This is a genomic window from Rhodococcus sp. 14-2496-1d (genome assembly GCF_002259365.1).
Classification (GTDB): Bacteria; Actinomycetota; Actinomycetes; order Mycobacteriales; family Mycobacteriaceae; genus Rhodococcoides.
In genome coordinates this window covers 749,091-774,988 of sequence record NZ_NPFV01000029.1, presented here as the reverse complement: position 1 = coordinate 774,988, position 25,898 = coordinate 749,091, and the positions used below count along the sequence as shown (strand labels likewise).

Genomic DNA, 25,898 nt, shown 5'->3' with positions numbered 1-25,898 from the left:
GGGAACATACGGGGCTGAACGGTTTCGACTTTGTATGTTGAGTCAGGGGAAGCGTGTCGGTGCAGGCGAGAGACCACCGTAAGCGTCATCGCAACCTTATAAGCGCCGATTCCAATCAGCGCGACTACGCACTCGCTGCCTAAGTAGCGACTGCGTGTCTGTCAGTCCGGGCTTGCCCTCGGCCCGGGTACTGGCATCAGCTAGAGGGCTCACCGATTCATCCGGCCGCGGGATGATGAGGAACATCAAACAGTGGCTGGGATCGTCATCCTGACTTGTTCGCGAGATCGGGAGATCCAAGTAGAGGCATAGCGGACTGCACACGGAGAAGCCCTGGCAATGCAGCAGAGGACCCGGGTTCGATTCCCGGCAGCTCCACCGACGAAGACCGGGCCGAGAGACACTCTCGGTCCGGTCTTCTTCTTTGTCGGCCAGGTCACAATCGACTCGGTCGAACTCATCCAACCCGAAGCGACCGCGGTGTCGAATAGTGGTCATGAGCAACGAGCCCACTCCAGTTCTGCATACCGGCAGACCGGTGCGCGCGCCGTCACTGGTCGTGCTGGTCCTCGGCGGCGGGAAAGACGTGAGCCGGGCCCGCAGTCGGCCGTGGCACCTGGCCGGTCTGCGCATGTGGACGTTCACCTGGATGCTTCGGCGCGTCGGCCGTACACGCGGCGTATCGGTGCAGCAGCTGCAGTACCGGTTCCGGGGCTGGAACGCGCCCGAACGGTCTCCGGTCGAGGACGCCCGATGGGCCCTGAACCGAATTCACGACGAGTACCCGGACGTTCACGTGGTGGTCGTCGGCCATTCGATGGGTGGCCGCACCGCCGCTGCACTGGTCGACGATCCTTCCATCCCAGGAGTGGAGCCGGCAGGAACGACCCAGAAGATCGTGGGTGTCGTGGCCCTGGCTCCGTGGTGGCCGGAGGGCACGGAGGTCGATGCGTTCGAACCGGGTAGGAAGCTGCTCGTGATGCACGGAACTGCCGACAGGTGGACCGATCCTCTAACGTCCCGCCGGGCGACCGAACGTGCGGCGGCGCGCGGGGTGGACGCTCGCTACCTCTCGGTGCCGGGTGGGCATTTCATGCTGCGCAATCCGCGGGTCTGGTCCAGGGCAACGCGGGACTTCGTTCTCGGTATCGCTGCCGATGCGCCGGCCGACTGCATGGGCAGGCAATCGTGACGCGGCGCCGGGTCGCGGTGGTGGGGAGCGGTGTTGCCGGTCTGACGGCGGCGTACGCGCTCTCGTCGACGTCGTCGGTGACGTTGTACGAGGCGGACTCCCGCCTCGGCGGCCATGCGGACACCCACTACGTGGACGGACCCGATGGCCGCGTCGGCGTCGACACCGGGTTCATCGTGCACAACGACCGGACATATCCGACGCTGCTTCGACTGTTCGACGAGCTCGAGGTGCCTACTCAGGATTCGGACATGAGCATGTCCGTGCGGTGCGACGGGTGCGGCCTCGAATACTCGGGCGGCCAGGGCATGCGCGGAATCCTCGCGCAACGCACAGCGGTGTTCAAGCCGCGATTCGTCTCGATGCTGCTCGACGTCAAGCGTTTTCATCGCCTGGCCAACGAACTGCTGGACAGTTCCGAACCGGTGGAGTCCGAGACGACTCTCGCGCAGTTTCTCGCAGAGCACTCGTTCTCGGCGTACTTCGAATCCCACTTCATGACGCCGCTGGTGTCCGCGGTGTGGTCGTGCAATCCGGACACTGCTCTCGCGTACCCGGCTCGCTACCTGTTCACCTTTCTTCGGCACCACGGGATGCTCACCGTCACCGGCTCTCCCACCTGGCGCACCGTCACCGGTGGATCCATCGAATACGTTCGCCGGGTTGCTCGGCACATCGACGAGGTGTTGCTCGATACCCCCGTGCACGCGGTCTACAGGTCCGAGGACTGCGTGCAGATCCGAGACGCCCGCGACGACCTGCGTACGTTCGACGCTGCCGTGATCGCGGTACACCCCGGTGCCGCGCTGAAGATGCTCGCAGAACCGACTGCGCTCGAGCACAGCATCCTGGGAGCGATGCCGTACTCGACCAATCACACGCAACTGCACACAGATTCGTCGGTACTGCCGAAGAACACGAGGGCGCGAGCGTCGTGGAACTATCACCTCCCGTCGTGCGCGGCCAAACCCGACCGGGTGCTGGTCAGCTACGACCTGACCAGGTTGCAACGCCTGGGGGAGACCGATCGCAGAATGCTGGTCACCCTCGGTGGAGCGGATCGTATCGACCCGGGTCGGGTGCTGGACGAGATGACCTACGAACACCCGCAGTACACCCCGGAATCGGTTGCAGCGCAGCGTCGACTTCCCGAATTGGACACCGACACCGTGGCATTTGCCGGTGCCTACCACGGCTGGGGATTTCACGAGGACGGTGCGCTCTCGGGTGCGCGGGCCGCGCAACGGGTGGGTGCCACGTGGCTCTGACGTCTCTTCTGCCGGCCACCCGCGCGCACGGGGCGGCTCTGTATCGCACTCGAATCGACCACGTTCGGCGCGCGCCGATTCGAAACACGTTCTCGTACCGGAGCTACAGCTGGTTCGTCGACCTCGACGCGCTTCCCGAGTTGCCCCGGATACTGCGACCACTGGCCTCGTTCGACTCCCGTGACCACCTCGGAGACCCCGACGCCAGTCTTCGCCAGAACGTCGATGCGTTCCTGGCGGAGAACGGTATCGATCTCGGCGGCGGACGGATCACGATGTTGGCGAGCGCACGGGTGTTCGGTCACACCTTCAACCCACTGAGTGTGTACTGGTGTCACGACAACGACGGAGAGCTCCGCTGCGTCGTCGCGGAGGTGCACAACACCTACGGTGAGCGATACCGGTACCTGGTGCACACCGATCATCGCGGCGCGGCCCGTACGACCAAGGAGTTCTACGTCTCTCCGTTCAACGACGTCGACGGCGAATACTCCATGCTGCTACCCGAGCCGGACGCCGCGCTTCGGCTCTCGATCGTCCTCGAACGTGCCGGTCAGCCCCCGTTCGTGGCGACCGTCGACGGCCGTCGACGAGAAGTGACGACGCAGTCGATTCTTCGCACTGCAGTCGAGATCCCGATTGCGCCGCTACGAGTGGTGGTACAGATCCGATGGCAAGGGATTCGGCTCTGGGCGCGGGGGCTGAAGATCGTGCAGAAACCTGCCCCTCCCGGGGCACGAAAATCCCAGAAGCAAGGGGCCAACAGATGACTACTGTGTCGAAATCCAATTCGGTGTCGAACCCGGTCGGTGGTCCGAGCCCGCTGGTCGATCCGCAGGTCTGGCCCCAGATCGCCCATGTTCCCGGTGGTGCAAAGGTTGCGGTGGCCGCACCCGTGGCCGACTTTCTCTTTCGCCGTGCGGTGGCACGCCTGCAGGTTCGGGTCGCGATGCCCGACGGCGAGGTGATCGGTGCCGGTTCGGCCGAGGCACCGTTGATGACCGTCCATCGGCCACACGACTTCGCCGCACGGGTCGGGGACAGCGGGCTCATCGGATTCGGTGAGGCATACATGGCCGGTGACTGGGATGCCGAGGACCTCACTGCTGTGCTCGAGGTCTTCGCCCGGCGAATGGCGTCGCTGATTCCCAAGTCGCTGCAGCGACTCCGAGGGCTGTACATCCCGAAACCCCCACGGAGCGAGCGTAATACGACCAAGAACACGCGATCGAACATCTCGCGCCACTACGACTTGTCGAACGATCTCTTCGAGCTCTTCCTCGACGAGACGATGACCTACTCGAGTGCGTTGTTCGCCGAATCGGGGAGCGGAGACGACAGTGCGGAGCTGGCCGACGCTCAGCGCCGCAAGATCGATCGGCTACTCGACCGCGCGGGCGTCGGAGAGGGAACCAGAGTGCTCGAGATCGGCACCGGATGGGGCGAGCTGGCCATTCGTGCGGCCGCTCGTGGTGCGACGGTACGGTCGGTGACACTGTCGACCGAACAGCAGGAGCTGGCGCGTAAGCGCTGTGCCGCTGCCGGTTACGCGGACAGAATCCGGATCGATCTTCTCGACTACCGCTTGGTCGACGGCGAGTACGACGCGATCGTGTCGGTCGAGATGATCGAGGCCGTCGGGCATCAGTACTGGGCAACGTATTTCGAGACGATCGACTCGTTGCTCGCGCCGGGTGGGCGAGTTGCCCTGCAGGCCATCACGATGCCGCACGACCGAATGCTGGCTACTCGAAACACGTACACCTGGGTACACAAGTACATCTTTCCCGGCGGGTTCCTGCCGTCGGTGCGAGCCATCGAAGAGGTCACCGAGCAGAGCACCTCGCTTCGGGTACGGGAGCGACTGTCCATGGGTGATCACTATGCGCGAACCCTGGCGCTGTGGGACAGGCGCTTCCGCGAATACCGCAGCGAGGCAGAGCAGCTCGGTTTCGACGAGGTGTTCGCACGGATGTGGCACTTCTACCTGTGCTACTCGGAGGCCGGATTTAGATCCGGGTACCTCGATGTTCAACAGATCGTGCTCGACCGAAGGGACAACCGATGACCACCTCGACACTCTCCGTGGACCGGACCGATCGACGAGTCGGCGTCGCGCATCGAATTGCCGAGTTGGTGGAACCCCTGGTGGGTGGTCCGCTTCCCGTTCGGCTGCAGGCGTGGGACGGATCCGTTGCAGGCGATGCCTCGGCACCGAGGGTGCTGTTGCGCAGTCCGAGCGCTCTTCGGCGATTGCTGTGGAGCCCCGGTGAACTCGGTGCTGCGCAGGCATACGTCACCGGTGAGTTGGACGTCGACGGCGACCTCGCCGCGGCTCTCGATCACGTCTGGGGTGTGGTGCGTGAGCGTCGACTCTCGGCGATCCGTCCGGGGCCGGCCTCGCTACTACGGTTGGCGAAACTGGCCAAGGATCTCGGGGTGTTCGGCCGTCCGCTGCCGCCGCCCGTGTCGCAGGCCTCGGTGAAGGGGCGGCTGCACTCGGTGCTCCGCGACCGCGCTGCGATCAGTCACCACTACGACCTGTCGAACGACTTCTACGAGTTGGTCCTCGATTCGCACATGGCGTACTCGTCGGCGTACTGGACCTCGGATTCGCCGGATTACACCCTCGACGACGCTCAGCGCGACAAACTCGACCTCGTATGTCGAAAGATCGGCCTCGACAAGCGCGTAGGGCAACGCTTTCTCGACGTCGGTTGCGGCTGGGGATCCCTGAGCCTGCACGCGGCACAGGAGTACGGGGCAAAGGTCGTCGGAGTGACGATCTCCCGGGAGCAGAAGGCCTTCATCGACAAGCGCATCGCCGACCGAGGACTGCAGGACCGCGTCGAGATCCGAATCCAGGATTATCGAGAGATTCCGGACGGGCCCTTCGACGCGGTGGCGTCGATCGAGATGGGCGAGCATGTGGGGGAGGCCAATTACCCGACCTACACCGCCGCCCTGCATACCAACGTCAAGCCCGGCGGCCGCGTGCTGATCCAACAGATGTCGCGGAGGGAAGGCGACAACCCCGGCGGCGGAGCATTCATCGAATCGTTCATCGCGCCGGACATGTACATGCGCCCGGTCGGGCGGACCGTCGCGATGATCGAGGAGGCCGGACTCGAGGTTCGCGACGTCCACGCCCTCCGGGAGCATTACGTGCGGACCGTCGACGTCTGGACCGAGCGCTTCGAGGCACGCTTCGACGACGTGGTGGCGATGGTCGGGGAGGAGGTCGCTCGCGTGTGGCGGCTGTACCTGATCGGCGGTGGAATGGCGTTCCGGGACAACAGGATGGGCGTCGATCAGATTCTGGCGGTCCGGTCCGGGAGCGGACCGTCCGAGATGGAACCGGTTCGACCGGTGTGGGTGTGCCCGCGGTGAACTGGTCCGACTTCCTGACCGTATCGCTGGCGAGCCTCGGCGGTACCGCTGTCCTGATGATCGTCACCGCCCTCATCGGCGCGCGTATCGGACGCCACAACGTCGTGGACGTGACGTGGGGCGGCGGATTCGTTCTGATCGCCCTGATCTCGGCCGCGACCGGAACAGGTGAACTGTGGCGTCGCTTACTACTGCTCGTCCTGGTCGGTGTGTGGGGGCTTCGCCTTGCCGTGCACGTCTTTCGACGCTCGCGCGGGCACGGCGAAGATCCGCGCTACACCGAGATGCTCGCCAAGGCCCCCGGTAACGAAACCCTGTACGCCCTGCGGAAGATCTACCTGACGCAGGCGGTTGCATTGTGGTTCGTGTCCCTGCCGCTGCAGGTATCCGCTGTCGCACACGGATCCGTTCTGCCGGTCGTCGTGCTCGGAGTACTGGTCTGGATTCTCGGATGGACGTTCGAGGCAGTGGGCGATGCGCAGTTGAAAGCCTTCAAGGCCGACTCCTCGAACAAGGGCCGGATCATGGACCGGTGTCTGTGGGCCTGGACGCGGCACCCCAACTACTTCGGCGACTCGGCGGTCTGGTGGGGACTGTTCCTCGTCTCGGCGTCGGCGTGGCCCGGGGTGTTCACGCTTCTCTCGCCCATCGCGATGACGTACTTCCTGGTGTTCGCCACCGGTGCACGGTTGCTCGAGCGCAGCATGGAGAAGCGACCGGGGTATCGCGAATACCAGCAGCGAACGAGCTATTTCCTCCCGCGGCCACCGAAGCAGCACAGCAAGTAGCTCACGGGTGCGGGGGCGGCGCTAGGGTTGGTCGAGAAGTTCGGTTTCGTCGATCAACGAGGAGGCGCATCGTGGCGCACGAGAGAGCTGGAACCACTGCACTGCCGGAGGATCTGGTGGATCTTTCGCAGCTCGTGACCGCGTACTACTCGCGGGTTCCCGATGTGTCGGAACCGAGTCAGCAGGTGGTGTTCGGCACCTCCGGACATCGAGGGTCCAGTCTGGACTCGGCGTTCAACGAGGCGCACATCGTGGCGACGACGCAGGCGATCGTGGAGTACCGGTCCGCACAGGGCATCACCGGCCCGCTGTTCATCGGTCGGGACACTCACGCTCTGTCCGAACCCGCCTGGACGACGGCGTTGGAAGTGTTGGCTGCCAACGGTGTCGACGTACTGGTCGATTCGGGCGATCGGTACACGCCCACCCCCGCCGTCAGCCACGCAATTCTTCGCCACAACGAGTCCGGACCGTCGGCGAAGGCCGACGGCATCGTGGTGACTCCCTCGCACAATCCGCCGCGGGACGGCGGATTCAAGTACAACCCTCCGCACGGTGGTCCGGCCGACAGCGATGCCACATCGGTCATTGCCGCTCGCGCCAACGAGCTTCTGCGCGATGGCATTTCGGGCATCAAGCGGGTGACCCTTGCCCAGGCGTTCGCGGGGAGCGTCTCTCGCTACGACTTCCTCGGCACCTACGTGGACGACCTACCGAACGTGCTCGATCTCGACGCGATCCGCGCGGCCGGAGTGCGTATCGGAGCAGATCCGTTGGGTGGAGCGAGTGTCGATTACTGGGATGCCATCGCCGAGCGGCACAATCTCGACCTGACCGTGGTGAACCCGTTGGTGGACGGCACATTCCGCTTCATGACTCTCGATACCGACGGCAAGATCAGGATGGACTGCTCGTCGCCGAACGCGATGGCCTCGCTCATCGCTGCCCGCGATCGGTTCGACATCTCGACGGGCAACGATGCCGACTCCGATCGACACGGCATCGTCACTCCCGACGGTGGCCTGCTCAACCCCAATCACTTTCTCGCCGTCGCCATCGACTACCTGTTCACCCACCGACCCGATTGGTCGCCCACGGCGGCAGTGGGCAAGACGTTGGTGAGCTCGTCGATGATCGACCGGGTCGTCTCGGGTCTCGGCCGTCGTCTGCTCGAGGTGCCGGTCGGTTTCAAATGGTTCGTCCCCGGTCTGCTCGCAGGCGAGCTCGGATTCGGCGGTGAGGAGAGCGCCGGAGCGTCGTTCCTCCGACACAACGGCCGCGTCTGGACCACCGACAAGGACGGAATCGTGCTGGCTTTGCTGGCATCCGAGATCACCGCTGTCACCGGATCCACGCCGTCGCAGCGCTACGCCGAGTTCACCGCGAAGTTCGGCGATCCGACGTATGCCCGCGTCGATGCACCTGCCACCCGCGTGCAGAAGGCCGTTCTCGCCGAGCTGTCGCCCGATCAGATCACCGCCACCGAGCTGGCGGGCGAACCGATCACGGCAACGCTGACCGAGGCTCCCGGCAACGGAGCGGCCCTCGGTGGCCTGAAAGTGACGACGGAGAGCGCCTGGTTCGCTGCGCGCCCGTCCGGAACCGAGGACGTGTACAAGATCTACGCGGAGTCGTTCCAGGGCGAGGACCATCTGGCCCGGGTTCAAGCCGCCGCACGTGAGCTGGTGTCCTCCGCACTCGAGAGCTCGTGACCGACTCACCTCCATCCGACCACGACAGTTCGGCTCCCGAGCCCGCATTCAGACCCGGAGGCAAGCTCCCACCGGAGATCTGGGTACTGGTATCGGCGGCGTTCGTCATCGCGCTCGGATTCGGTATCGTCGCGCCCGCTCTGCCGCAGTTCGCCCGGGAATTCGGCGTCGGATACACGGCGGCGTCGGCGGTCATCAGTGCGTTCGCTCTCATGCGGCTGCTGTTCGCGCCCGCCAGTGGTGCTCTGGTGCAGCGGCTCGGCGAGCGGCCCGTGTACCTGATCGGACTGCTCATCGTTGCGGTGTCCACCGGCGCCTGCGCGCTGGCTCAGACGTACTGGCAGCTGTTGGTGTTTCGAGGACTCGGCGGCATCGGCTCGACGATGTTCTCGGTGTCGGCACTGGGATTGCTGATCAGGATCAGCCCTGCGACCAGTCGGGGCCGCATCTCCGGCCTCTATGCGACCGCGTTCCTGCTGGGAACCATCGGCGGTCCGCTCGTCGGCGGCGCTCTCGTCGGATTCGGGCTGCGGGTGCCGTTCGTGATCTATGCCGTAGCGCTCGTGATCGCGGCGGCCGTCGTGTACTTCACCCTGGGCAACTCCGACCTCGTCAAGCCGGAGAAGGGCTCGGCACCACCCACGATGTCGTTGCTCGCCGCGCTGCGGATCCCGTCGTATCGGGCTGCGTTGGCGTCGAATTTCGCCAACGGGTGGGCAGTGTTCGGTGTTCGAGTGGCCTTGGTGCCGTTGTTCGTCGTCGAGGCGATGCAGCGATCCGAGGTGTTCGTCGGTATCGCGCTGACCGTGTTCGCAGTGGGAAATGCCCTGGTGCTCACCAGTGCAGGCCGCCTGTCCGACGTGCGCGGACGCAAGCCGTTCATGGTGGGTGGGCTGGCGGTGTGCGGGCTGGGAACCGTCGTGATGGGGTACGTCCACGATCCCGTGCTGTTTCTCGTGGTGTCGCTGATCGCCGGAATCGGATCGGGTCTGATGAGCCCCGCCCAGCAGGCCTCGGTTGCGGACGTGATCGGCTCGAAGGCGCGCGGTGGGCCCGTGCTGGCTGCATTTCAGATGGCATCCGATGTCGGCGCGGTCATCGGCCCGATCGTCGCCGGGATGATCGTCGAACAGGTCTCGTTCGGTCCGGCATTCGCCGTGACGGGCGCGCTGCTTCTCCTGGCAGGACTGTGGTGGTCGCGAGTTCCGGACACGCTCGGGCGCGAGCGCACCCGACCGACGCAACCGTAGTATTCGCTGTGTGAGCCAGAAGAAGACATCCAGTACGAAACACACACCCGAGGCAACCTCGAACACGATGACCTACGTATTGGGCGGCATCGCATTCGTCGTAGTGGTGGTCGTCATCGGGGTGGCGATCATGTGGCAGAGCGGAAGCGACGCTCCACGCAACGACGGCTACGGAACGGTCAAGAATCCGGCGGTCGAATTGTCGTTGCCGGGTGACGGGGTGGTTCAGCTGTCGCGTCCGGAAGCGCAGCGAGTCATCGATGTCTTCGAGGATCCGATGTGCCCGTTCTGCGGCGACCTCGAAGTGAAACACGGCCAGGAGTTGGCTCAGAAAATCGACGACGGCGTCGTCTCGGTGAATTACCACCTGGTCAATTTCCTGGATCCACAATCGGCGTCCGGTGACTATTCGACGCGTGCCGTTGCGGCGTCGCACTGCGTGGCAGCGACGGAGAACGCGCGGGTCTACTCCGCATTTCATGCCGGGCTGTTCGACCCGGAATTTCGCCCCGAAGAAGGCAGCGACTCCGACCGGACCGATGCCGAACTCGCAGAACTCGCTCGATCCGCAGGAGCGAGCGATCTGGCGACGGACTGCATCTCCGCCGGTGCGCAGCGCGAGACGGCAGTGGCGGATGCGAACACAGGACGGGATGCGCTGGCGGCGTCGGGTGCCCGCGGAACACCAGGAGTCCTCGTCGACGGTCAGGTTGTCGATGCGCTCGGTGACTCGGAATGGCTGGCGTCGATCAACTGATCTCGGGGCGTTCGTGCGGCCGGTCGTCGAGGATTCGGTACCGGCTGCACCAGGTGATTTGTTGCTGCTGCGACCGATGGTGTAACTTCGTTCGAGCAACCGCATGAGCGGGAGCACGCAGTAACTCGGGGCTATGGCGCAGCTGGTAGCGCACCACACTGGCAGTGTGGGGGTCAGGGGTTCGAGTCCCCTTAGCTCCACCGAGAGACAAGCTCGACCGCGTAAGTCAACGAAAAAGCGTCGCCCTCGGGCGGCGCTTTTTTGTGTTTCGGTGACACCGATCGCCGAGTCGGCATCCGGGCGTCGTGCCGGGATGCCGACTCGGCTGTCGTCAGCTCAGTGCGCGGCGTCGAATGCTTGCTCGACCTCGGCGGGGATTCTGCCGCGGGCCGAGATGTTGTGGCCGTTCGCCTTGGCCCATTCTCTGATGGCCTTGGTCTGATTGGCGTCGCGCTTGGCACCGGTTGCGGGGGCGCTCGACTTCTTCGTTCGCTTTCCACCGACCTTGGTGGAGTGCTCGATGTAATAGTCGAGTTTGCGGTGAAATTCCTTCGCGTTCTTGTCGCTCAGGTCGATTTCGTAGCTGACTCCGTTGACCGAATAGGTTATGTGTTCGCCACCGGATTCGATCGGTTTTTCGTCGATGTCATCGACAAGTTGCACATAGACTTTTCTGGCCATGCTGAAGCTCTCCAATGATGCAGGGGATGATGCGGGGATGTCCAGATCGAACTGATGCGACTATACGGCTGAACATTGTGTTCATCCATGCGGGTCGTGGGATTGTTACGCGTTTCGCAGAATTCCCACAGATATCGGCTCGCCTCTTCTCCGAAACCGACGAGGTGATTGTCCGTGGCATTCTCTCCGCGATCGGTGTTCGTCGTTATCCGAGAGAAAGACGAACCGTCCGGTTCGAATTGGTAGTGCCATCCATTGGGTCGGTTCGAGTGCGATCGAGCGACGATCTGCCGGTACCACTCTGGCTCGATGGCCTCGGGCTACGAATCGGTCACGAAACGCAATCGTTTTACTAACGAAAGATCACTCGATACTCGTCGATCGCGATATCTGCTTCACTTGATACGCAAGTGTCTGTTGTGACGTGTGGAGTCCCGTGATGCGGTGACCCGTTCGGATCAGCGGTGTCCGAGGGGCCGAAAGGGGAGTTGCGCAGCGAGTACCACCGTTGCGCCAGACCATATGAAATCTGCACCGATGACCAGGTCGGCACTGACGGCGCTGATGTGCGCCGGAATTCTCGGTGCCGGGGTACTCGCGTCCGTACCGGCCAGTGCGACGCCGGCAGACACGGCACCTGCCGCGAGTACGGAACTGTCCGGAAAGACGGTGTTCCTCGATCCGGGCCACCAGGGCACCGCACATTCGGAGAATCTGCAGCGGCAGGTGAACGACGGGCGCGGCGGCACCAAGGATTGTCAGACCACCGGCATGACCACCCTGGACGGTGTGCCAGAGCACACCATCAACTGGAAAGTGAGCGAACTCGTTCGATCGAGCCTGGAGAGTCTGGGTGCGACGGTGAAGACGAGTCGAGCAGACGACACCGGATGGGGCGGATGCGTCGACGACAGGGCGCGGGCGGCCGGCGAGTCCGGGGCCGACGTGGCCGTGAGTATCCACGCGGACTCCACGAGTACGACGACCGATGCCGACAAGCACGGTTTCCATCTGATCGTGCCCACGCTGCCGATTCCGAACGCGGCTGCCGACGCTGCCCAGTCCGAGGGCGGACGCTCGGCATCGACGCTGATGCGGGACTCCTATGTGCGGGCCGGATTCGAGCCTGCCAACTATGCGGGAGTCGAGAACGGGATACAGGAGCGATCCGATGTCGCCGGGCCTGCACTGACCACGGTGCCCCTCGTGTTCGTCGAGATGGGCAACGGATCGAACCCCGACGACGCAGCTCTTCTCGAGAGCTCGGACGGTCAGCTGAAGCATGCGATCGCCATCTCGACGGGAATCATCGACTACCTTCTCGGGGCCGAAACCCCGTCCCCGTCAGCAACTGCCGCCACCACGCCGGCGGCTACCGCCACCACGACGCCCGCTACCCCTGACCCGACTGCGACGACCGGCACCGCCGCAACGGCACCTGGCGGCGTTGGCCCCACGGCCGAGGGACGCAGCGCGTTGTCCCGGTTGCTCGAGAGTGTGTCCCCGTACGTCGACTCGTTCGGCGTCGACGGCCTGGAAGGACTGGCGACCCCGGGCAACGTGAGCAGTGTGTCCACGTTCGCGCAAGGCCTGCTGAAGCAGATTCTCGCCGATCGGTAGTCTCGGACGCCGTGGCGCGTCGACGAATTCCGGTGGTGATAGTGGCCGGCTTTCTCGGCGCAGGTAAGACCACCCTCCTGAACCACCTGCTGCGCAACGATTCCGGCATCCGAATAGGTGTTGTGGTCAACGACTTCGGGGCGATCAACATCGATTCGATGCTCGTGGCCGGCCAGGTCGATTCGATGGTTTCCCTCGGCAACGGCTGTATCTGTTGCGCCGTCGACATCAGCGATATGGACGCGATGTTCGATGTCCTCGCACACCGCCGGTCCGCCATCGACGTGATCGTTGTCGAGGCCAGCGGTCTGGCCGAACCCAGAAACCTCATCAGGATGGTCCGCGGTAGCGAGAACGAATTCATCGTCTACGGCGGGCTCGTCGGGGTCGTCGACGCGGTCGAGTTCCCGCAGACGCGTGCGCGGCATCCCGAGATCGACCAGCACCTGCAACTGGCCGATCTGGTGGTGCTGAACAAGTCCGATGCGGTGACCGAGTCCGAACGCTCCGCGGTGCGCTCGACCGTGCAGGCCGTCGTCGCAGATGTGCCCGTCGTACCCGTTGCCTTCGGTCGCGTCGACCCGCTGCTGCTGTTCGATCGGCGCGAGGATCGGTCGGTGGATTCGGCAATGGCGGTGCAGCTGTCGTTCGACGAACTACTTCGGGAGAACCACGATCACGACCACGATCGTCACCTGCACGCGCAGTACTCGCACACCGAGTTCGTCAGTACGGATCCCGTCGAACCCCGGCGACTGATCGAGTTCCTGGAGAATCCTTCCGGAAACCTCTACCGCATCAAGGGATTCGTACACTTCGGCATCGCCGGCCACACCCAGAAGTTCGTCGTGCACACGGTGGGTCGACACATTCGATTCGAGGCCGCGTCGTGGTCGAGGGGTGAGCCCGTGCAGACCTCACTGGTGCTGATCGGTAGCGATCTCGATGCCTCGGCCGTCGAGCAGCGGTTGCGCGCGTGTGTGCGAGGACCGGACGACCCCGACGACGCCTCTGCCATGCTTCCGGTCCATCGCTACCTCGAGACCGGTTAGCTCGCTAGAGCCCGACCCACTCGGTGCGTCCGCCCTCGAATCCCTGACGCTTCCAGATCGGGACCTCGGCCTTGATGCGCTCGACGAGTCGCGCGCAGGCTTCGAATGCCTCGGCGCGATGAGCCGAGCCGACGGCGGCGACGAGTGCGAGGTCGCCGACCCGGAGATCGCCGACGCGGTGCACTGCGGCGACCGCCAATCCGGTCTCTGCCGATACCTCCGAGCAGCATCGGCTCAGGAAGCGTTCCGCGTCGGGGTGTGCGCGGTACTCCAGGGTCTCCACGGCATGTCCGCCGTCGTGGTCACGAACGATTCCGCTGAACAGCACGACCGCTCCGTGCCGCGAATCCTGTACCGCTGCTTCGACTTCGGCGGTACTCAACGGTTCACTGGAAATTCGTGCGACGAGTTCACTCATCGTGGGGGCCTCCTCCGGCGATCTGTGCCAGTACATGGTCGAGGAGCGGGTCGAGGACGGAGAGTCCGTCCTTCACACCGCCCGGTGAGCCCGGCAGGTTGACGACGAGCGTGCGTCCGATCAGACCCGAGACACCGCGGCTGAGCACCGCATGAGGCGTCGCGGATGTTCCGCGGGTGCGGATCGCATCGGCGATCCCCGGCATGTCGATGTCCAGGAGTGCCGCCGTCGCCTCCGGGGTCGCGTCGGTGGGGGACACCCCGGTTCCGCCCGTGCTGACGATCAACGACGGTTCGCCGCGCAGGGCGTCGTGCAGTCCGGCCGCGATGTCGGCATCGGCGTAGACCAGTGGGCCTCGCACGGCGAAGCCTCGATCGGTCAACCAGGTGGCGATGGCGGGGCCGGTGGTGTCCGGTCGAGTTCCTCGCGCGCCGCCGGTGGAGGCCACCAGAACCACTGCGGACCGTGCGGACTCGAACACGGGATCACCCGCAGCCTCGTCGGCGCCCTCCGCACCGTCCCGTTGCCAATGCCCGTGTTTGCCGCCGTCTTTCGTGAGCAACCGGACGCCGTTCATGGTGGCACCGGGATCGACGGCCTTGACCATGTCGTGCAGGGTCAGGCCCGCGACGGCGACCGCGGTCAGTGCTTCCATCTCCACCCCGGTGCGTCCGGTGGTGCGGGCGGTGGCCTCGACCGTGATGGACGACTCGGTGAACCCGAACGAGATCTTCACCGAGGAGAGGGCGAGCTGATGACACAGCGGAATCAGGTCCGATGTCCGCTTCGCTGCCGAGATGCCGGCGATGCGGGCGGTGGCGAGGACGTCGGCCTTGGGCATGTCGTCCGCACGTACGAGGGCGATGACCTCGGCAGTGGTGACGAACTCACCGGCGGCGACGGCCGTGCGCGAGGTTTCCTTCTTGTGCGCCACATCGACCATGCGGGCGCGGCCCTGATCGTCGAGATGAGACAGCTGGGCATCGGTGGTCACAGCGGCCACACCTCCACGTCGGATCCTGCAGCGAGTTCGGTTGTCTCGGAATCGATGTCGATCAACACGTCGGCCCATGCCAGTGCGGCGACCAGGTGCGAGCCGGGGCCGGCGACGAGCTCCACCCGACCGTCCTCGCGCATTCGGCCACGGAGCAACTGTCGTCTACCGGGCGGTGACACGATCGATTCGTGCAGGGCCGCAGTGGTCGAGAGCACCGGAGGCAGGCCGGCCGCTCGCCGAACGATGTTGCGCGCGAACATGATGTACGAGACGACGGTACTGACGGGATTGCCGGGAAAGCTGAGCACGGGAACACCGTCGAACAGCGTCATGCCCTGTGGTCCGCCCGGCTGCATGCGAACCGATCCGAAATTGCCGCCGAGCGGTCGGAGTACGTCCTTGACCACTTCGAAGTCGCCCATCGACACTCCGCCGGACGTGATGATCAGCTCCGCCGATTCCGCTGCCGCGTCGAGGATCTCGCGGAAGCGGCTCGGCTCGTCGGAGCTGCGCGCGACGGAGACCACCTCGGCACCGCTGGCGCGTAGGTGTGCGGCGAGGGTGATCCCGTTCGAGTCGTAGATCTGACCGGGCGTCAGCGTCGAGCCGGCGTCGACCAGCTCGGCACCGGTGGTCACGACGGCCACACGAGGACGTGAGCGGACGTCGAGCTCACCGAAGCCGACGGCAGCGAGAACGGAGATGTGACGGGGTTCGAGCACTCGACCCGACTCGACGAGGACTGTTCCGACCCGCACGTCGCTTCCCTGCTCGCGTACGAATTCACCTGCTGCGCGGCCCTTGTGGATCGTCACCGAACCTTCCGCCGTCACGGAGGTGTCTTCGACGGGGACGATGGCGTCCGCTCCGTCCGGAATGGGGGCGCCGGTCATGATCTTGGCGGCACTGCCCGAGGCGAGCACTGCCGATTCCGTCGGGCCTGCGGCGATGATCGTCGAGACCGGAAGCGTCACCGGGGTGGTGGACACGGATCGCGAATCCACGGCGTAGCCGTCCATCTGCGAGTTGCGGAACAGGGGCAGATCGACCGGGGACCGTACGTCCTCGAACGAGACGCGTCCCAGCGCGTTGTCGAGAGCAATTCGCTGAGCTGTTCTCGTGGTCAGCGCCGCGAGCAGAGTGTCGACCGCGGCGGCGTGTTCCTGGACCGATACAGCGGTCACCGTGCGGATCCAGTGATCGCGTGCGTGTGCTCAACCGTCATGGGTGCCAATCCTAAGCACGCCGGTCCGTCGACTCGGTGTGGGCTGCGGCATAATGGGTAGACACATCTACGACAGACGTGATTTTCGACGGAGACGAGGTACGAGGTGACGGTGGACAGTGTCACCTCGCTGGGCATTCCCGGGTTCGGTACCACCACGGGTTCGGCGGCAGGCAGTGCGAACTCCGTGTCCGACCGGCCGGACGTGCCGCATCTGATCGATCGTTTCGGCCGAGTGGCCCGCGACCTGCGCGTCTCGATCACCGAGAAGTGCTCGTTGCGCTGCACCTACTGCATGCCCGAGGAAGGCCTTCCGGCTATCCCGGCTGCGGCGCTGCTGACACCCGCCGAGATTGCCCGAGTGGTCTCGGTGTCGGTACGCCTGCTCGGTATTCGGGACGTGCGCTTCACCGGAGGCGAGCCGTTGATGCGTCGCGATCTCGACGAGATTCTGCGGCTGTGCGCCGACGTCGCGGACGGTGTGCCGCTGTCGATGACCACCAACGCCGTCGGTCTCGAACATCGGGCACAGTCGTTGGCGGACGCCGGGTTGACCCGAGTGAACGTCTCGTTGGATTCGGTCGACCGCGAGGATTTCGCGCGCTTGACCCGACGAGATCGGCTGCCGTCGGTGCTCGCCGGAATCAGGGCAGCGCAGCGTGCCGGGATCGGGCCGGTCAAGGTCAACGCCGTTCTGATGCGCGACACCCTGTCGGGTGCCGTCGATCTGCTGCGCTGGTGCCTCGACGAAGGCGTTGCTCTGCGCTTCATCGAGCAGATGCCGCTCGACGCCGACCACGAGTGGGCCCGCGCGAACATGATCGATGCTCAGACCCTGCTCGACGAACTGTCCACCGAGTTCGACCTGCGTGAGGTGGGGCGCGTTGATCCCTCCGCCCCGGCCGAGGAATGGAGTGTCGACGGTGCCGACGCCACCGTCGGCATCATCGCGTCGGTGACCCGCTCGTTCTGCGGTGATTGCGACCGCACCAGAGTGACTGCAGAGGGAACGATTCGGTCCTGTCTGTTCAGCGACGACGAAACCGATCTGCGGGCAGCTCTGCGCGGCGGTGCCACCGACGACGAACTGGCAGCCGTGTGGCGTGGGGCGATGTGGAACAAGTGGGCGGGTCACGGCATCGACGCCGACGGCTTCGTACCTCCCACCCGCAGCATGGGAGCCATCGGTGGGTGAGACCCAGGTGGAGGTGCGGTACTTCGCTGCAGCGGTCGACGCGTCGCACTGCGAGTCCGAGTACCTGACCGTACCGATCGGAGCCACTCTCGCAGATCTGCGGGAGCTGATCCTGTCCCGGCACGGCGCGCCGATGGAGCCGATACTCAGGGTGTCGGCCTACCTGGTCGGAGACGATCTCACCCGCGATCTCGGGCGCGTGATCGGCGGCAGGGTCGACGTACTGCCACCCTTCGCAGGCGGCTGAGCGCACGCGGTTCGCCGCGCCGCCACCGGCAGGTGGCGGCGCAAGATTCAGCTGCTCCTCTTCCACCAATCGTCGAACGGCGTCACGGGCACCGTGCGTTTGTGCCGAGTTGCGAGGAACATCGTCTCCAGCTTGTCGGCGATCTCCTCGGTGACGTCCTTGCCCTCGAGGTAGTCGTCGATCTGTTCGTACGTCACGCCCAGCGCTTCCTCGTCGGGTAGCGCGGGTCGATCGTCTTCGAGATCGGCGGTGGGAATCTTGCGCCAGGTGCTCTCCGGGGCTCCCAGTTCGCGCAGCAGCGCTGCACCCTGACGTTTGCTCAACCCGGTGAGCGGAGTCAGATCGACCCCGCCGTCACCGAATTTGGTGAAGAACCCGGTGATCGCCTCGGCGGCGTGGTCCGTGCCGATGACGACGTAACCGAGTTCGCCGGCAAGGGCGTACTGCGCGACCATGCGCTGGCGCGCCTTGATGTTGCCGCGGACGAAATCTCGAATTTCGGTACCACCGAGTGCCTCCGCCGTCGCGGCCGCTGCGGCGTCGGCAGCGGCTTTGATGTTCACCGTCACCGTGCGGTCGGGATCGATGAATTTCAGCGCGATCGATGCGTCGTCCTCGTCGGCCTGCACGCCGTAGGGGAGTCGAACGGCGACGAACTCGGCCTCGTGTCCGTCGGCTCGGAGCTCCGTCGCTGCCTGTTGGGCGAGCTTGCCGGTGAGCGTGCTGTCCTGACCGCCACTGATGCCGAGTACGAAGCCCGAGGCCGGGGTCGACGTCAGGTAGTCCTTCAGGAAGTCCACGCGCCTGCGGACCTCCGTGATCGGGTCGATGGTCGACTGCACGGCCAGCTCGCGCATGATCCCCGAGCGCAATTCCGAGTTGATGTGTCCCATCACGTCATCCTAATGACGGGTGCCGGTGTGGTGCTTCGCGCCGTGCGTAGTGTCGACGGACGTGAGTGGATCCTCCGACACCTTCGTCAAGCGAAACCCGCACGCGCATCCCGATTTCTTCGCGGCCGAGGCCGCCGGGCTTCGGTGGCTCGGCGACGCGGCGGCCCCTGTCGTCGGGGTCCTCGGGCACGGCCGGACGTACATCGAACTCGAGCGGCTGATTGCGGCCCGCCCCACGCCGGGCGCAGCCGAACGATTCGGCCGCGCTCTGGCCGCGATGCATTCCGCCGGAGCCGCCGGGTTCGGTGCGCCACCGGTGGATGCCGACGGCGTCGCCTTCTCGGGTCAGCTGTTCATCGGTGCTCGGCCCATGACCAGCACAGTGCACACCTCATGGGGAGCGTTCTACGCCGCAGAACGAGTGTTGCCGTTTCTTTCGATCGCGCAGGACGCGGGCACTGTGACGCCCGGGGAGGCGGCGATCGTCGAGTCGGCGTGCCGACGTATCGCGGACGGCGACTTCGACGATGCAGAGCCGCCGAGCCGTATTCACGGTGATCTCTGGAACGGCAACGTGTTCTGGACCGACGCGGGAGTGGTGCTCATCGACCCGGCGGCGCACGGTGGGCACCGCGAGACCGATCTGGCGATGTTGGCGCTGTTCGGTTGCGCCCACCTCGACGCCGTCGTCGGCGGCTACGAGACGGTACGGCCGCTGCGATCCGGGTGGCGCGAGCGCACGGCTGTGCATCAGCTGCATCCACTCGCAGTTCATGCTGCCGGTCACGGCCGTTCCTACGGCACGGCGCTGCACGCGGCGGCTGCGGCCGTCGTCGGGCTGTGAGCGAAGGATCTACCGAGTGCGAGTTGCTCGGCGTACCAGATCTTCCCAGCCGTCGGCCAGGCGATCCATCGGCATCCCCAGATCTCGGTACTGGTGGAGTACCAGCGTGGCTTCGAGCGGTGTGAGCAGCCAGTACGCGAGCAATTCGAGATCACCGTCCACCTCGGCTGCGCGGAGCAGCGACAGGACGTGGGTGAAGTTGACCATGTGCGCCGGGGCGGAGTACCGCGCGTCGTCGGCGCTCTCCGCGGCGCGCAGCACTTCCCCCTGGACGTTGACGAATTCGAGTCGAGCTCGGCCGAAGGCAACGAGACGATCGATGGGGTCGGCACCCGGACCCAGCGGGGGTTCGCCGAACATGAACGAGTGCTGCAGTTTCTTCTCGGTGTGGTCGAGCAGCGCGCGCATCAGCCCGGCCCGGTTCCCGAAGCGACGGAACACTGTGCCCTTGCCCACTCCGGCCTTGCTCGCCACGGCGTCCATGGTGATGGCATCGGCTCCGACGGTCGCCACCAGATCGGTTGCGGCGTCGAGGAGCAGGCGACGGTTGCGCGCTGCGTCGCACCGTTCGGATTCCTCGCCCGCTATGGGCAGCATCGGGCCGGTCACAGTGGAAGCCTACCTTGCCGGGAACATAAATGGACCACGGTCCGTTTGCATGGTAGGAATTGATCCGACGATCACGTCAACCGAACTTGCGAAGGAATAACCTCATGTCAGACGCTCATGTACTCGTTCTCGTCGGAAGCCTGCGCGCCGAGTCGGTGAACAAGCGAATCGCCGAGACCGCTGTCACAGTGGCTCCCGCCGGTGCCGAAGTAGTGGTGTACGACGGTCTCGGAGACGTCCCGTTCTACAACGAGGACATCGATGTCGAGGGATCGGCACCTGCAGCCGCGCTCGCTCTGCGGGCCGCTGCCGAGAAGGCTACGGCGTTGTTGTTGGTCACGCCCGAATACAACGGCACCATCCCGGCCGTGCTGAAGAACGCCATCGACTGGCTCTCGCGCCCGTACGGTGCGGGTGCCATGGTGGGCAAGCCGGTCGTCGTGATCAGCGCGTCGCCCAGCGGCAACGGAGCCAAGTGGGCGCACGAGGACACCAGCAAGGCCGTACGCATCGCAGGCGGAACCGTCCTCGAGGACGTCCAGCTCTCCATCGGTGGAACCATCGACAAGTTCGGCTCGGCCCACCCGCGCGAGAACGTCGAGGTCTCCGGCGAGATCGGGCACGTCGTCGCCGAACTGGTGAAGGCCGCCGACGATCTCGTGAGTGCGTGACCATCTCACGGTTTCGATAATCGTTTTCATGTAGGCTGGTTGCATGAAGGTGAGAAACTCGGTGAAATCGCTCAAGAACAAGCCCGGTGCACAGGTCGTTCGGCGCCGTGGCACGGTGTTCGTGATCAACAAGAAAGAACCGCGGTTCAAAGCGCGCCAGCGTTGACGATCGCGTGATCGACCGCGACGGACCCTCGGAGACATCCGGGGGTCCTTCGTCGTGTCCGGGAGTGTCGGCGGTCGTCGGCACTGGTCACGGTTCAAGCCGAGTTTCGTTGTGATGGACAACACGTGGCCAGTGTGACGTGCGACACGCCGATGCGGGTCGATTTCCATGGCTCGACAGCGCCGTGACCAGCGAATACCACGGATGTTGTTCGCAACATCTCGTGTTCTAGGCAGATGTCGGACACTAGGTGTAGTGTTTGACCGACCGAGAGGCCACAACTCGAAGAACGTGCACAAACGGGTTCGAGCAGGTCGAAGTCGCCCTGAGCGGGAGATGTTCTCGGTGCCACACGCAGAGCACATCGGTCGCGTCGGTGCACCCGATGGCGACAACGGAAAGAGGGACACCATGAGCATCACCGTTTACACCAAGCCCGCCTGCGTTCAGTGCAATGCCACCTACCGCGCCCTCGACAAAGCCGGTATCGAGTACTCCGTGATCGACATCTCGCAGGATCCCGAAGCACGTGACTACGTCATGGCACTCGGTTACCTGCAGGCTCCGGTTGTCGTAGCGGGCGACGATCACTGGTCCGGCTTCCGTCCGGATCGCATCAAGACCCTCGCAGCGAACGCTGCTTGAACAGTACGAGAGAGTGAGTGAGCGGTGAGTTCGCAGCCGCAGTCCTCCCACTCACTGGTCTACTTCTCCAGCGCGTCCGAGAACACCCATCGCTTCGTCTCGAAGCTGGACATTCCCGCGACACGAATCCCTCTGCGTGATCCGAACGGCACCTTTCGTGTCGACTCTCCCTACGTACTCATCGTGCCGACGTACGGGGGAGGGACCACGTACGCCGGCCGCGACACCAACTACGTCCCCAAGCGAGTGATCAAGTTTCTCAACGACGAGCACAACCGTTCGTTGATCCGAGCTGTCATCGCTGCCGGAAACACGAACTTCGGTGACTCGTTCTGCTTTGCGGGAGATGTCATTTCGCAGAAGTGCGCAGTTCCGTATCTGTACCGATTCGAATTGATGGGCACCCCCGAGGACGTAGTGCGGGTCCGCGAGGGGCTGGAGGACTTCTGGGAACGTGAAGTCCGACGCGCCGCCCACACGCACTAGAGCACCACACCCCACATACCCAGTAGGAGCATCGCCGTGGCACCGACCATCACCGACGCAGCACCCGTACCCACCACCGTCCGCGGCGACGGCGACATGGATTACCACGCGCTCAACGCGATGCTCAATCTGTACGGCCCCAACGGTGAGATCCAGTTCGAGAAGGATCGCGAGGCTGCCAATCAGTACTTCCTGCAGCACGTCAATCAGAACACCGTGTTCTTCCACGATCTGGACGAGAAGCTGGACTACCTCGTCGAGGAGAACTACTACGAGCCCGAGGTTCTGGATCAGTACTCTCGCGAGTTCGTCAAGTTCCTGATCAACCACGCGTACTCGAAGAAGTTTCGGTTCCCCACGTTCCTCGGGGCGTTCAAGTACTACACCTCGTACACGCTCAAGACGTTCGACGGCAAGCGTTACCTCGAGCGTTTCGAGGACCGGGTGTGCATGGTGGCGTTGACGCTGGCCGCCGGCGACGAGGCTCTGGCCACCGATCTGGTCGACGAAATCATCGCCGGTCGCTTCCAGCCCGCGACGCCGACCTTCCTCAACTCCGGCAAGAAGCAGCGCGGCGAGCCCGTGTCCTGCTTCCTGCTGCGCATCGAGGACAACATGGAGTCCATCGGCCGCTCCATCAATTCCGCCCTGCAGCTGTCCAAGCGCGGCGGCGGAGTTGCGTTGCTGCTGAGCAATATTCGCGAGGCCGGCGCGCCCATCAAGCGCATCGAGAACCAGTCCTCGGGTGTCATTCCGATCATGAAGCTGCTCGAGGACTCGTTCTCGTACGCCAACCAGCTCGGTGCACGTCAGGGCGCAGGCGCGGTGTACCTGCACGCACACCATCCCGACGTCTACAAGTTCCTGGACACCAAGCGTGAGAATGCGGACGAGAAGATCCGCATCAAGACGCTCTCGCTCGGAATCGTCATCCCGGACATCACGTTCGAGCTGGCGAAGAAGAACGAGGACATGTACCTGTTCTCGCCGTACGACGTCGAGCGCATCTACGGTGTGCCCTTCGCCGACATCAACGTGTCGGAGAAGTACTACGAGATGGTCGACGACAAGCGGATCCGCAAGACCAAGATCAAGTCTCGCGAGTTCTTTCAGACTCTGGCCGAGCTGCAGTTCGAGTCCGGCTACCCGTACATCATGTACGAGGACACCGTCAATCGTGCGAACCCGGTCAAGGGCAAGATCACTCACTCCAACCTGTGCTCGGAGATCCTGCAGGTCTCGACGCCGTCGACGTTCAACGACGATCTCTCGTACAGCCATGTGGGCAAGGACATCTCGTGCAACCTGGGTTCGCTGAACATCGCCAAGACGATGGACTCGCCCGACTTCGGTAAGACCATCGCCGTGGCCATTCGTGGCCTCACCGCGGTGTCCGATCAGACGCACATCTTCTCCGTGCCGTCGATCGAGCAGGGCAACAACGATTCCCACGCGATCGGCCTCGGGCAGATGAATCTGCACGGCTACCTGGCGCGCGAGCGGATTCACTACGGCTCGACCGAGGGAATCGATTTCACGAACATCTACTTCTACACCGTGCTGTTCCATGCGCTTCAGGCGTCGAATCAGCTGGCGAAGGATCGCGGTCAGTACTTCAAGGGTTTCCCCGAGTCCAAGTACGCGTCGGGTGAATTCTTCGACAAGTACACCGACCAGGTCTGGGAGCCGGCCACGCCCAAGGTCGCGAAGTTGTTCGCCGACTCGGGCGTATCGGTTCCCACCCAGGCGGATTGGACGACGTTGAAGGCGTCCGTGCAGGAGCACGGCATCTACAACCAGAACCTGCAGGCCGTCCCGCCGACCGGCTCGATCTCGTACATCAACAACTCCACCTCGTCGATTCACCCGGTGGCGTCGAAGATCGAGATTCGCAAGGAAGGCAAGATCGGTCGCGTCTACTACCCGGCTCCGTATCTCGACAACGACAACCTGGATTTCTATCAGGATGCCTACGAGATCGGATACGAGAAGATCATCGACACCTACGCTGCCGCAACGCAACACGTCGATCAGGGTCTGTCGTTGACGCTGTTCTTCAAGGACACCGCCACCACTCGCGACATCAACCGTGCGCAGATCTACGCATGGCGCAAGGGCATCAAGACGCTGTACTACATTCGTCTGCGCCAGTTGGCCCTCGAGGGCACCGAGGTGGAGGGTTGCGTGTCCTGCATGCTGTAGCCGACCAGGTCGGTCGAGCTGTGGCCGATACCGCGATCTCGCGGCGCGTTGCGGAGCATAATCAGGCATGGACACCGAGGCGGACGACGAGGTCGAATCCGATATCGATGTGAGAATTGCTCGGAAGGATGCACGTCTTTCCGAGCAATGTCTGCGTGGTCGACACGCCCGTCGGCGCGTACCCCGCAGCGGGTTGGCCGAATGGGATCCGGTCTCGCGTGGTCACGATGCGCTCGACACGGTGCTCGCGCAGAACATCATTCGGGTGCCGGAGCTGCTGCCGATCCGCTACGCGAGAATGTCCGCATCGCCGTGGACCTACTTCCGCGGTGCCGCGGCCGTGATGGCAGCCGACCTCGCGTCGACTCCGCACACCGGCGTCGAGGTCCAGCTGTGTGGCGATGCCCACGTGTTGAATTTCGGATTGTGGGCCACTCCCGAACGGAACCTGTACTTCGACCTCCGCGACTTCGACGAAACGCTGCCCGGCCCGTTCGAGTGGGACCTCAAACGGCTGGCGACCTCTCTCGTGGTTCTCGGTCGGGAGAACGGGGTCGATACGCGACGCTCCGATCGGGCGGTGTCGGCGATGACGGCCGCGTACTGCCGAAAGATGAGGACATACGCGAGCACGCCGGAGATCGACATCTGGTACGACCGCATCGACGTCGCCGGTCTGCTCGGTCACTTCTCGTCGGGCATCGCTCGACATGCAGAGAAGCTCATCGAAACGAAAGCCGAGCGTCGTACCAGCCGTGGAGCGTCCCGCAAGTTCACCGAGACGAGGGACGGTCGTCGAAGGATTCGCGAGGACGCACCTTTTCGCACTCACGTCGGTGATTCCCAGATCGAGCTGGTGCAGGCGGTGATCGCCGGTTACAGCGAGTCGGTCGACGACCACATCTGGAGTCTGCTGACCAGGTTCCGGGTTCTCGACGTCGTGCGGCAGGTGGTCGGCGTCGGGAGCGTCGGAATGCGGGTGTATCTGGCGCTGCTCGAAGAACGTCGAACGAAGGATCCGTTCTTCCTGCAGATCAAGCAGGCAGGGCCGTCGGTGTTCGAGCAGTTTCTCGAACCGAGCCGGTACGACAATCACGGTGCCCGCGTGGTCAACGGGCAGCGAATGCTGCAGAGCGCGACCGACATGTTCGTGGGATGGACGGCAGTGGGGACCATGAACTTCTACGTTCGGCAGTTCCGTGACATGAAGGTCATTCCCGACGGCGAGATCATCGGGCCGTACCTCACCGAATTCGCCACCGCATGCGGTGAAGTTCTCGCGCGAGCGCATGCCCGCAGTGGTGACGCGGAGGCGATCGCCGACTACCTCGGCCGCGGCGATAACGTCGGTCGGGCGATGGTGAGGTTCGCCCATGCCTACGCCGATCAGAACGAGCGTGATCATGCGCAGTTGGTCGCTGCCGTCGAGGCCGGAACCGTCCCGTGCTCGGTGGGGTGGTGACCGACCGAAGCAGCCGTAGAGGTCATCCCTGCGGGCAACACTCCCGGCACACTTTGTAGTGCCTACCGGACTTGTCGGACACAACGGGTAGTGTTCGTATCAGCGGCTTTTCACGTAGCTCCGTCCCC

Annotated in this window: 26 protein-coding genes, 1 tRNA gene and 1 other RNA gene; 22 read left to right on the top strand and 6 right to left on the bottom strand. The window is 64.3% G+C overall.

Going from position 1 to position 25,898, the window contains the following annotated elements:
- Positions 1 to 10 precede the first annotated feature (10 nt).
- From ssrA to CH296_RS24960, 11 genes are all read left to right on the top strand, one after another.
- Positions 11 to 381: a transfer-messenger RNA gene (gene ssrA, locus CH296_RS25010) on the top strand.
- 115 nt (positions 382 to 496) lie between these two features.
- Positions 497 to 1,192, top strand: a complete 696-nt coding sequence (locus CH296_RS25005; RefSeq protein WP_256980563.1) for a S9 family peptidase — start codon at positions 497 to 499, stop codon at positions 1,190 to 1,192.
- Positions 1,171 to 2,460: an NAD(P)/FAD-dependent oxidoreductase gene (locus tag CH296_RS25000; protein WP_373557308.1), complete on the top strand. Its 1,290-nt coding sequence runs from the start codon at positions 1,171 to 1,173 to the stop codon at positions 2,458 to 2,460. Before CH296_RS25005 ends, CH296_RS25000 begins: the two co-directional genes overlap by 22 nt.
- The gene (locus tag CH296_RS24995; protein WP_094682887.1) at positions 2,451 to 3,230 is read left to right on the top strand and encodes a DUF1365 domain-containing protein; all 780 of its coding nucleotides are present in this window, start codon (positions 2,451 to 2,453) and stop codon (positions 3,228 to 3,230) included. Before CH296_RS25000 ends, CH296_RS24995 begins: the two co-directional genes overlap by 10 nt.
- Positions 3,227 to 4,528 carry a cyclopropane-fatty-acyl-phospholipid synthase family protein gene (locus CH296_RS24990; RefSeq protein ID WP_176459087.1) on the top strand — a complete coding sequence of 434 codons (1,302 nt, stop codon included), beginning with the start codon at positions 3,227 to 3,229 and terminating at the stop codon, positions 4,526 to 4,528. The genes CH296_RS24995 and CH296_RS24990 overlap by 4 nt, the downstream gene beginning before the upstream one ends.
- On the top strand, positions 4,525 to 5,850 hold the full coding sequence (locus CH296_RS24985; protein ID WP_045195697.1) for a cyclopropane-fatty-acyl-phospholipid synthase family protein: 1,326 nt from the start codon (positions 4,525 to 4,527) through the stop codon (positions 5,848 to 5,850). Before CH296_RS24990 ends, CH296_RS24985 begins: the two co-directional genes overlap by 4 nt.
- A complete protein-coding gene (locus CH296_RS24980; RefSeq protein WP_094685979.1) occupies positions 5,838 to 6,638 on the top strand; it encodes a DUF1295 domain-containing protein in 801 nt (266 codons plus the stop codon). The genes CH296_RS24985 and CH296_RS24980 overlap by 13 nt, the downstream gene beginning before the upstream one ends.
- A 71-nt stretch (positions 6,639 to 6,709) precedes the next feature.
- Positions 6,710 to 8,350, top strand: a complete 1,641-nt coding sequence (gene pgm / locus CH296_RS24975) for a phosphoglucomutase (alpha-D-glucose-1,6-bisphosphate-dependent) (RefSeq protein ID WP_094685896.1) — start codon at positions 6,710 to 6,712, stop codon at positions 8,348 to 8,350.
- On the top strand, positions 8,347 to 9,600 hold the full coding sequence (locus CH296_RS24970; protein WP_371828391.1) for an MFS transporter: 1,254 nt from the start codon (positions 8,347 to 8,349) through the stop codon (positions 9,598 to 9,600). The genes pgm and CH296_RS24970 overlap by 4 nt, the downstream gene beginning before the upstream one ends.
- Before the next feature lie 10 nt (positions 9,601 to 9,610).
- Positions 9,611 to 10,357: a DsbA family protein gene (locus CH296_RS24965; protein WP_254924069.1), complete on the top strand. Its 747-nt coding sequence runs from the start codon at positions 9,611 to 9,613 to the stop codon at positions 10,355 to 10,357.
- Positions 10,358 to 10,484: 127 nt separating this feature from the next.
- Positions 10,485 to 10,557, top strand: a tRNA-Ala gene (locus CH296_RS24960).
- Positions 10,558 to 10,693: 136 nt separating this feature from the next.
- Here CH296_RS24960 and CH296_RS24955 read toward each other — a convergent pair.
- Positions 10,694 to 11,038, bottom strand: a complete 345-nt coding sequence (locus CH296_RS24955; protein WP_032398327.1) for an Lsr2 family protein — start codon at positions 11,036 to 11,038, stop codon at positions 10,694 to 10,696.
- Positions 11,039 to 11,575: 537 nt separating this feature from the next.
- On the opposite strand from CH296_RS24955, the gene CH296_RS24945 reads away from it, so the two are divergent.
- Both CH296_RS24945 and CH296_RS24940 read left to right on the top strand, forming a co-directional pair.
- Positions 11,576 to 12,658: an N-acetylmuramoyl-L-alanine amidase gene (locus tag CH296_RS24945; protein ID WP_094685978.1), complete on the top strand. Its 1,083-nt coding sequence runs from the start codon at positions 11,576 to 11,578 to the stop codon at positions 12,656 to 12,658.
- Between the two features lie 11 nt (positions 12,659 to 12,669).
- Entirely contained in the window at positions 12,670 to 13,710 is a 1,041-nt protein-coding gene (locus CH296_RS24940; RefSeq protein WP_032397712.1) for a GTP-binding protein, read from the top strand.
- A 4-nt stretch (positions 13,711 to 13,714) separates the two neighbouring features.
- Here the strand turns inward: CH296_RS24940 and CH296_RS24935 are convergent, their stop codons facing one another.
- The 3 genes from CH296_RS24935 to glp are packed head-to-tail and all read right to left on the bottom strand — an operon-like array spanning position 13,715 to position 16,309.
- On the bottom strand, positions 13,715 to 14,128 hold the full coding sequence (locus CH296_RS24935) for a molybdenum cofactor biosynthesis protein MoaE (RefSeq protein ID WP_032397713.1): 414 nt from the start codon (positions 14,126 to 14,128) through the stop codon (positions 13,715 to 13,717).
- Positions 14,121 to 15,122: a bifunctional molybdenum cofactor biosynthesis protein MoaC/MoaB gene (gene moaCB, locus CH296_RS24930; RefSeq protein WP_094682955.1), complete on the bottom strand. Its 1,002-nt coding sequence runs from the start codon at positions 15,120 to 15,122 to the stop codon at positions 14,121 to 14,123. The genes CH296_RS24935 and moaCB overlap by 8 nt, the downstream gene beginning before the upstream one ends.
- Positions 15,119 to 16,309, bottom strand: a complete 1,191-nt coding sequence (glp, locus tag CH296_RS24925) for a gephyrin-like molybdotransferase Glp (RefSeq protein ID WP_094685894.1) — start codon at positions 16,307 to 16,309, stop codon at positions 15,119 to 15,121. Before glp ends, moaCB begins: the two co-directional genes overlap by 4 nt.
- Positions 16,310 to 16,486: 177 nt before the next feature.
- On the opposite strand from glp, the gene moaA reads away from it, so the two are divergent.
- A complete protein-coding gene (gene moaA / locus CH296_RS24920) occupies positions 16,487 to 17,545 on the top strand; it encodes a GTP 3',8-cyclase MoaA (RefSeq protein ID WP_094685977.1) in 1,059 nt (352 codons plus the stop codon).
- Positions 17,538 to 17,792 (top strand): MoaD/ThiS family protein, encoded by a 255-nt coding sequence (locus CH296_RS24915; RefSeq protein WP_094648124.1) that lies wholly within the window; start codon positions 17,538 to 17,540, stop codon positions 17,790 to 17,792. The genes moaA and CH296_RS24915 overlap by 8 nt, the downstream gene beginning before the upstream one ends.
- A gap of 47 nt (positions 17,793 to 17,839) precedes the next feature.
- Here CH296_RS24915 and nadE read toward each other — a convergent pair whose 3' ends face one another.
- Positions 17,840 to 18,685: an ammonia-dependent NAD(+) synthetase gene (gene nadE, locus CH296_RS24910; RefSeq protein ID WP_094685893.1), complete on the bottom strand. Its 846-nt coding sequence runs from the start codon at positions 18,683 to 18,685 to the stop codon at positions 17,840 to 17,842.
- A gap of 61 nt (positions 18,686 to 18,746) precedes the next feature.
- On the opposite strand from nadE, the gene CH296_RS24905 reads away from it, so the two are divergent.
- Positions 18,747 to 19,529 carry a fructosamine kinase family protein gene (locus tag CH296_RS24905; protein WP_032397718.1) on the top strand — a complete coding sequence of 261 codons (783 nt, stop codon included), beginning with the start codon at positions 18,747 to 18,749 and terminating at the stop codon, positions 19,527 to 19,529.
- Positions 19,530 to 19,538: 9 nt separating this feature from the next.
- On the opposite strand, the gene CH296_RS24900 is transcribed toward CH296_RS24905, so the two are convergent.
- Positions 19,539 to 20,138, bottom strand: a complete 600-nt coding sequence (locus tag CH296_RS24900; protein WP_032397719.1) for a TetR/AcrR family transcriptional regulator — start codon at positions 20,136 to 20,138, stop codon at positions 19,539 to 19,541.
- 104 nt (positions 20,139 to 20,242) lie between these two features.
- Between CH296_RS24900 and CH296_RS24895 the strand changes: the two genes are divergently transcribed.
- The 6 genes from CH296_RS24895 (at position 20,243) to CH296_RS24870 (ending at position 25,770) form a co-directional block, all read left to right on the top strand.
- Positions 20,243 to 20,809, top strand: coding sequence for an NAD(P)H-dependent oxidoreductase (locus tag CH296_RS24895; protein ID WP_045195685.1), 567 nt, complete (start codon positions 20,243 to 20,245; stop codon positions 20,807 to 20,809).
- A 43-nt stretch (positions 20,810 to 20,852) separates the two neighbouring features.
- A complete protein-coding gene (gene ykgO, locus CH296_RS24890) occupies positions 20,853 to 20,975 on the top strand; it encodes a type B 50S ribosomal protein L36 (RefSeq protein WP_032397721.1) in 123 nt (40 codons plus the stop codon).
- Positions 20,976 to 21,386: 411 nt separating this feature from the next.
- On the top strand, positions 21,387 to 21,620 hold the full coding sequence (locus CH296_RS24885) for a redoxin NrdH (protein WP_032398330.1): 234 nt from the start codon (positions 21,387 to 21,389) through the stop codon (positions 21,618 to 21,620).
- Between the two features lie 24 nt (positions 21,621 to 21,644).
- Entirely contained in the window at positions 21,645 to 22,106 is a 462-nt protein-coding gene (nrdI, locus tag CH296_RS24880) for a class Ib ribonucleoside-diphosphate reductase assembly flavoprotein NrdI (RefSeq protein ID WP_032397722.1), read from the top strand.
- A 36-nt stretch (positions 22,107 to 22,142) separates the two neighbouring features.
- A complete protein-coding gene (gene nrdE, locus CH296_RS24875) occupies positions 22,143 to 24,308 on the top strand; it encodes a class 1b ribonucleoside-diphosphate reductase subunit alpha (RefSeq protein WP_045195681.1) in 2,166 nt (721 codons plus the stop codon).
- 67 nt (positions 24,309 to 24,375) lie between these two features.
- Positions 24,376 to 25,770: a DUF2252 domain-containing protein gene (locus CH296_RS24870; RefSeq protein ID WP_094685892.1), complete on the top strand. Its 1,395-nt coding sequence runs from the start codon at positions 24,376 to 24,378 to the stop codon at positions 25,768 to 25,770.
- Positions 25,771 to 25,898: the final 128 nt, after the last annotated feature.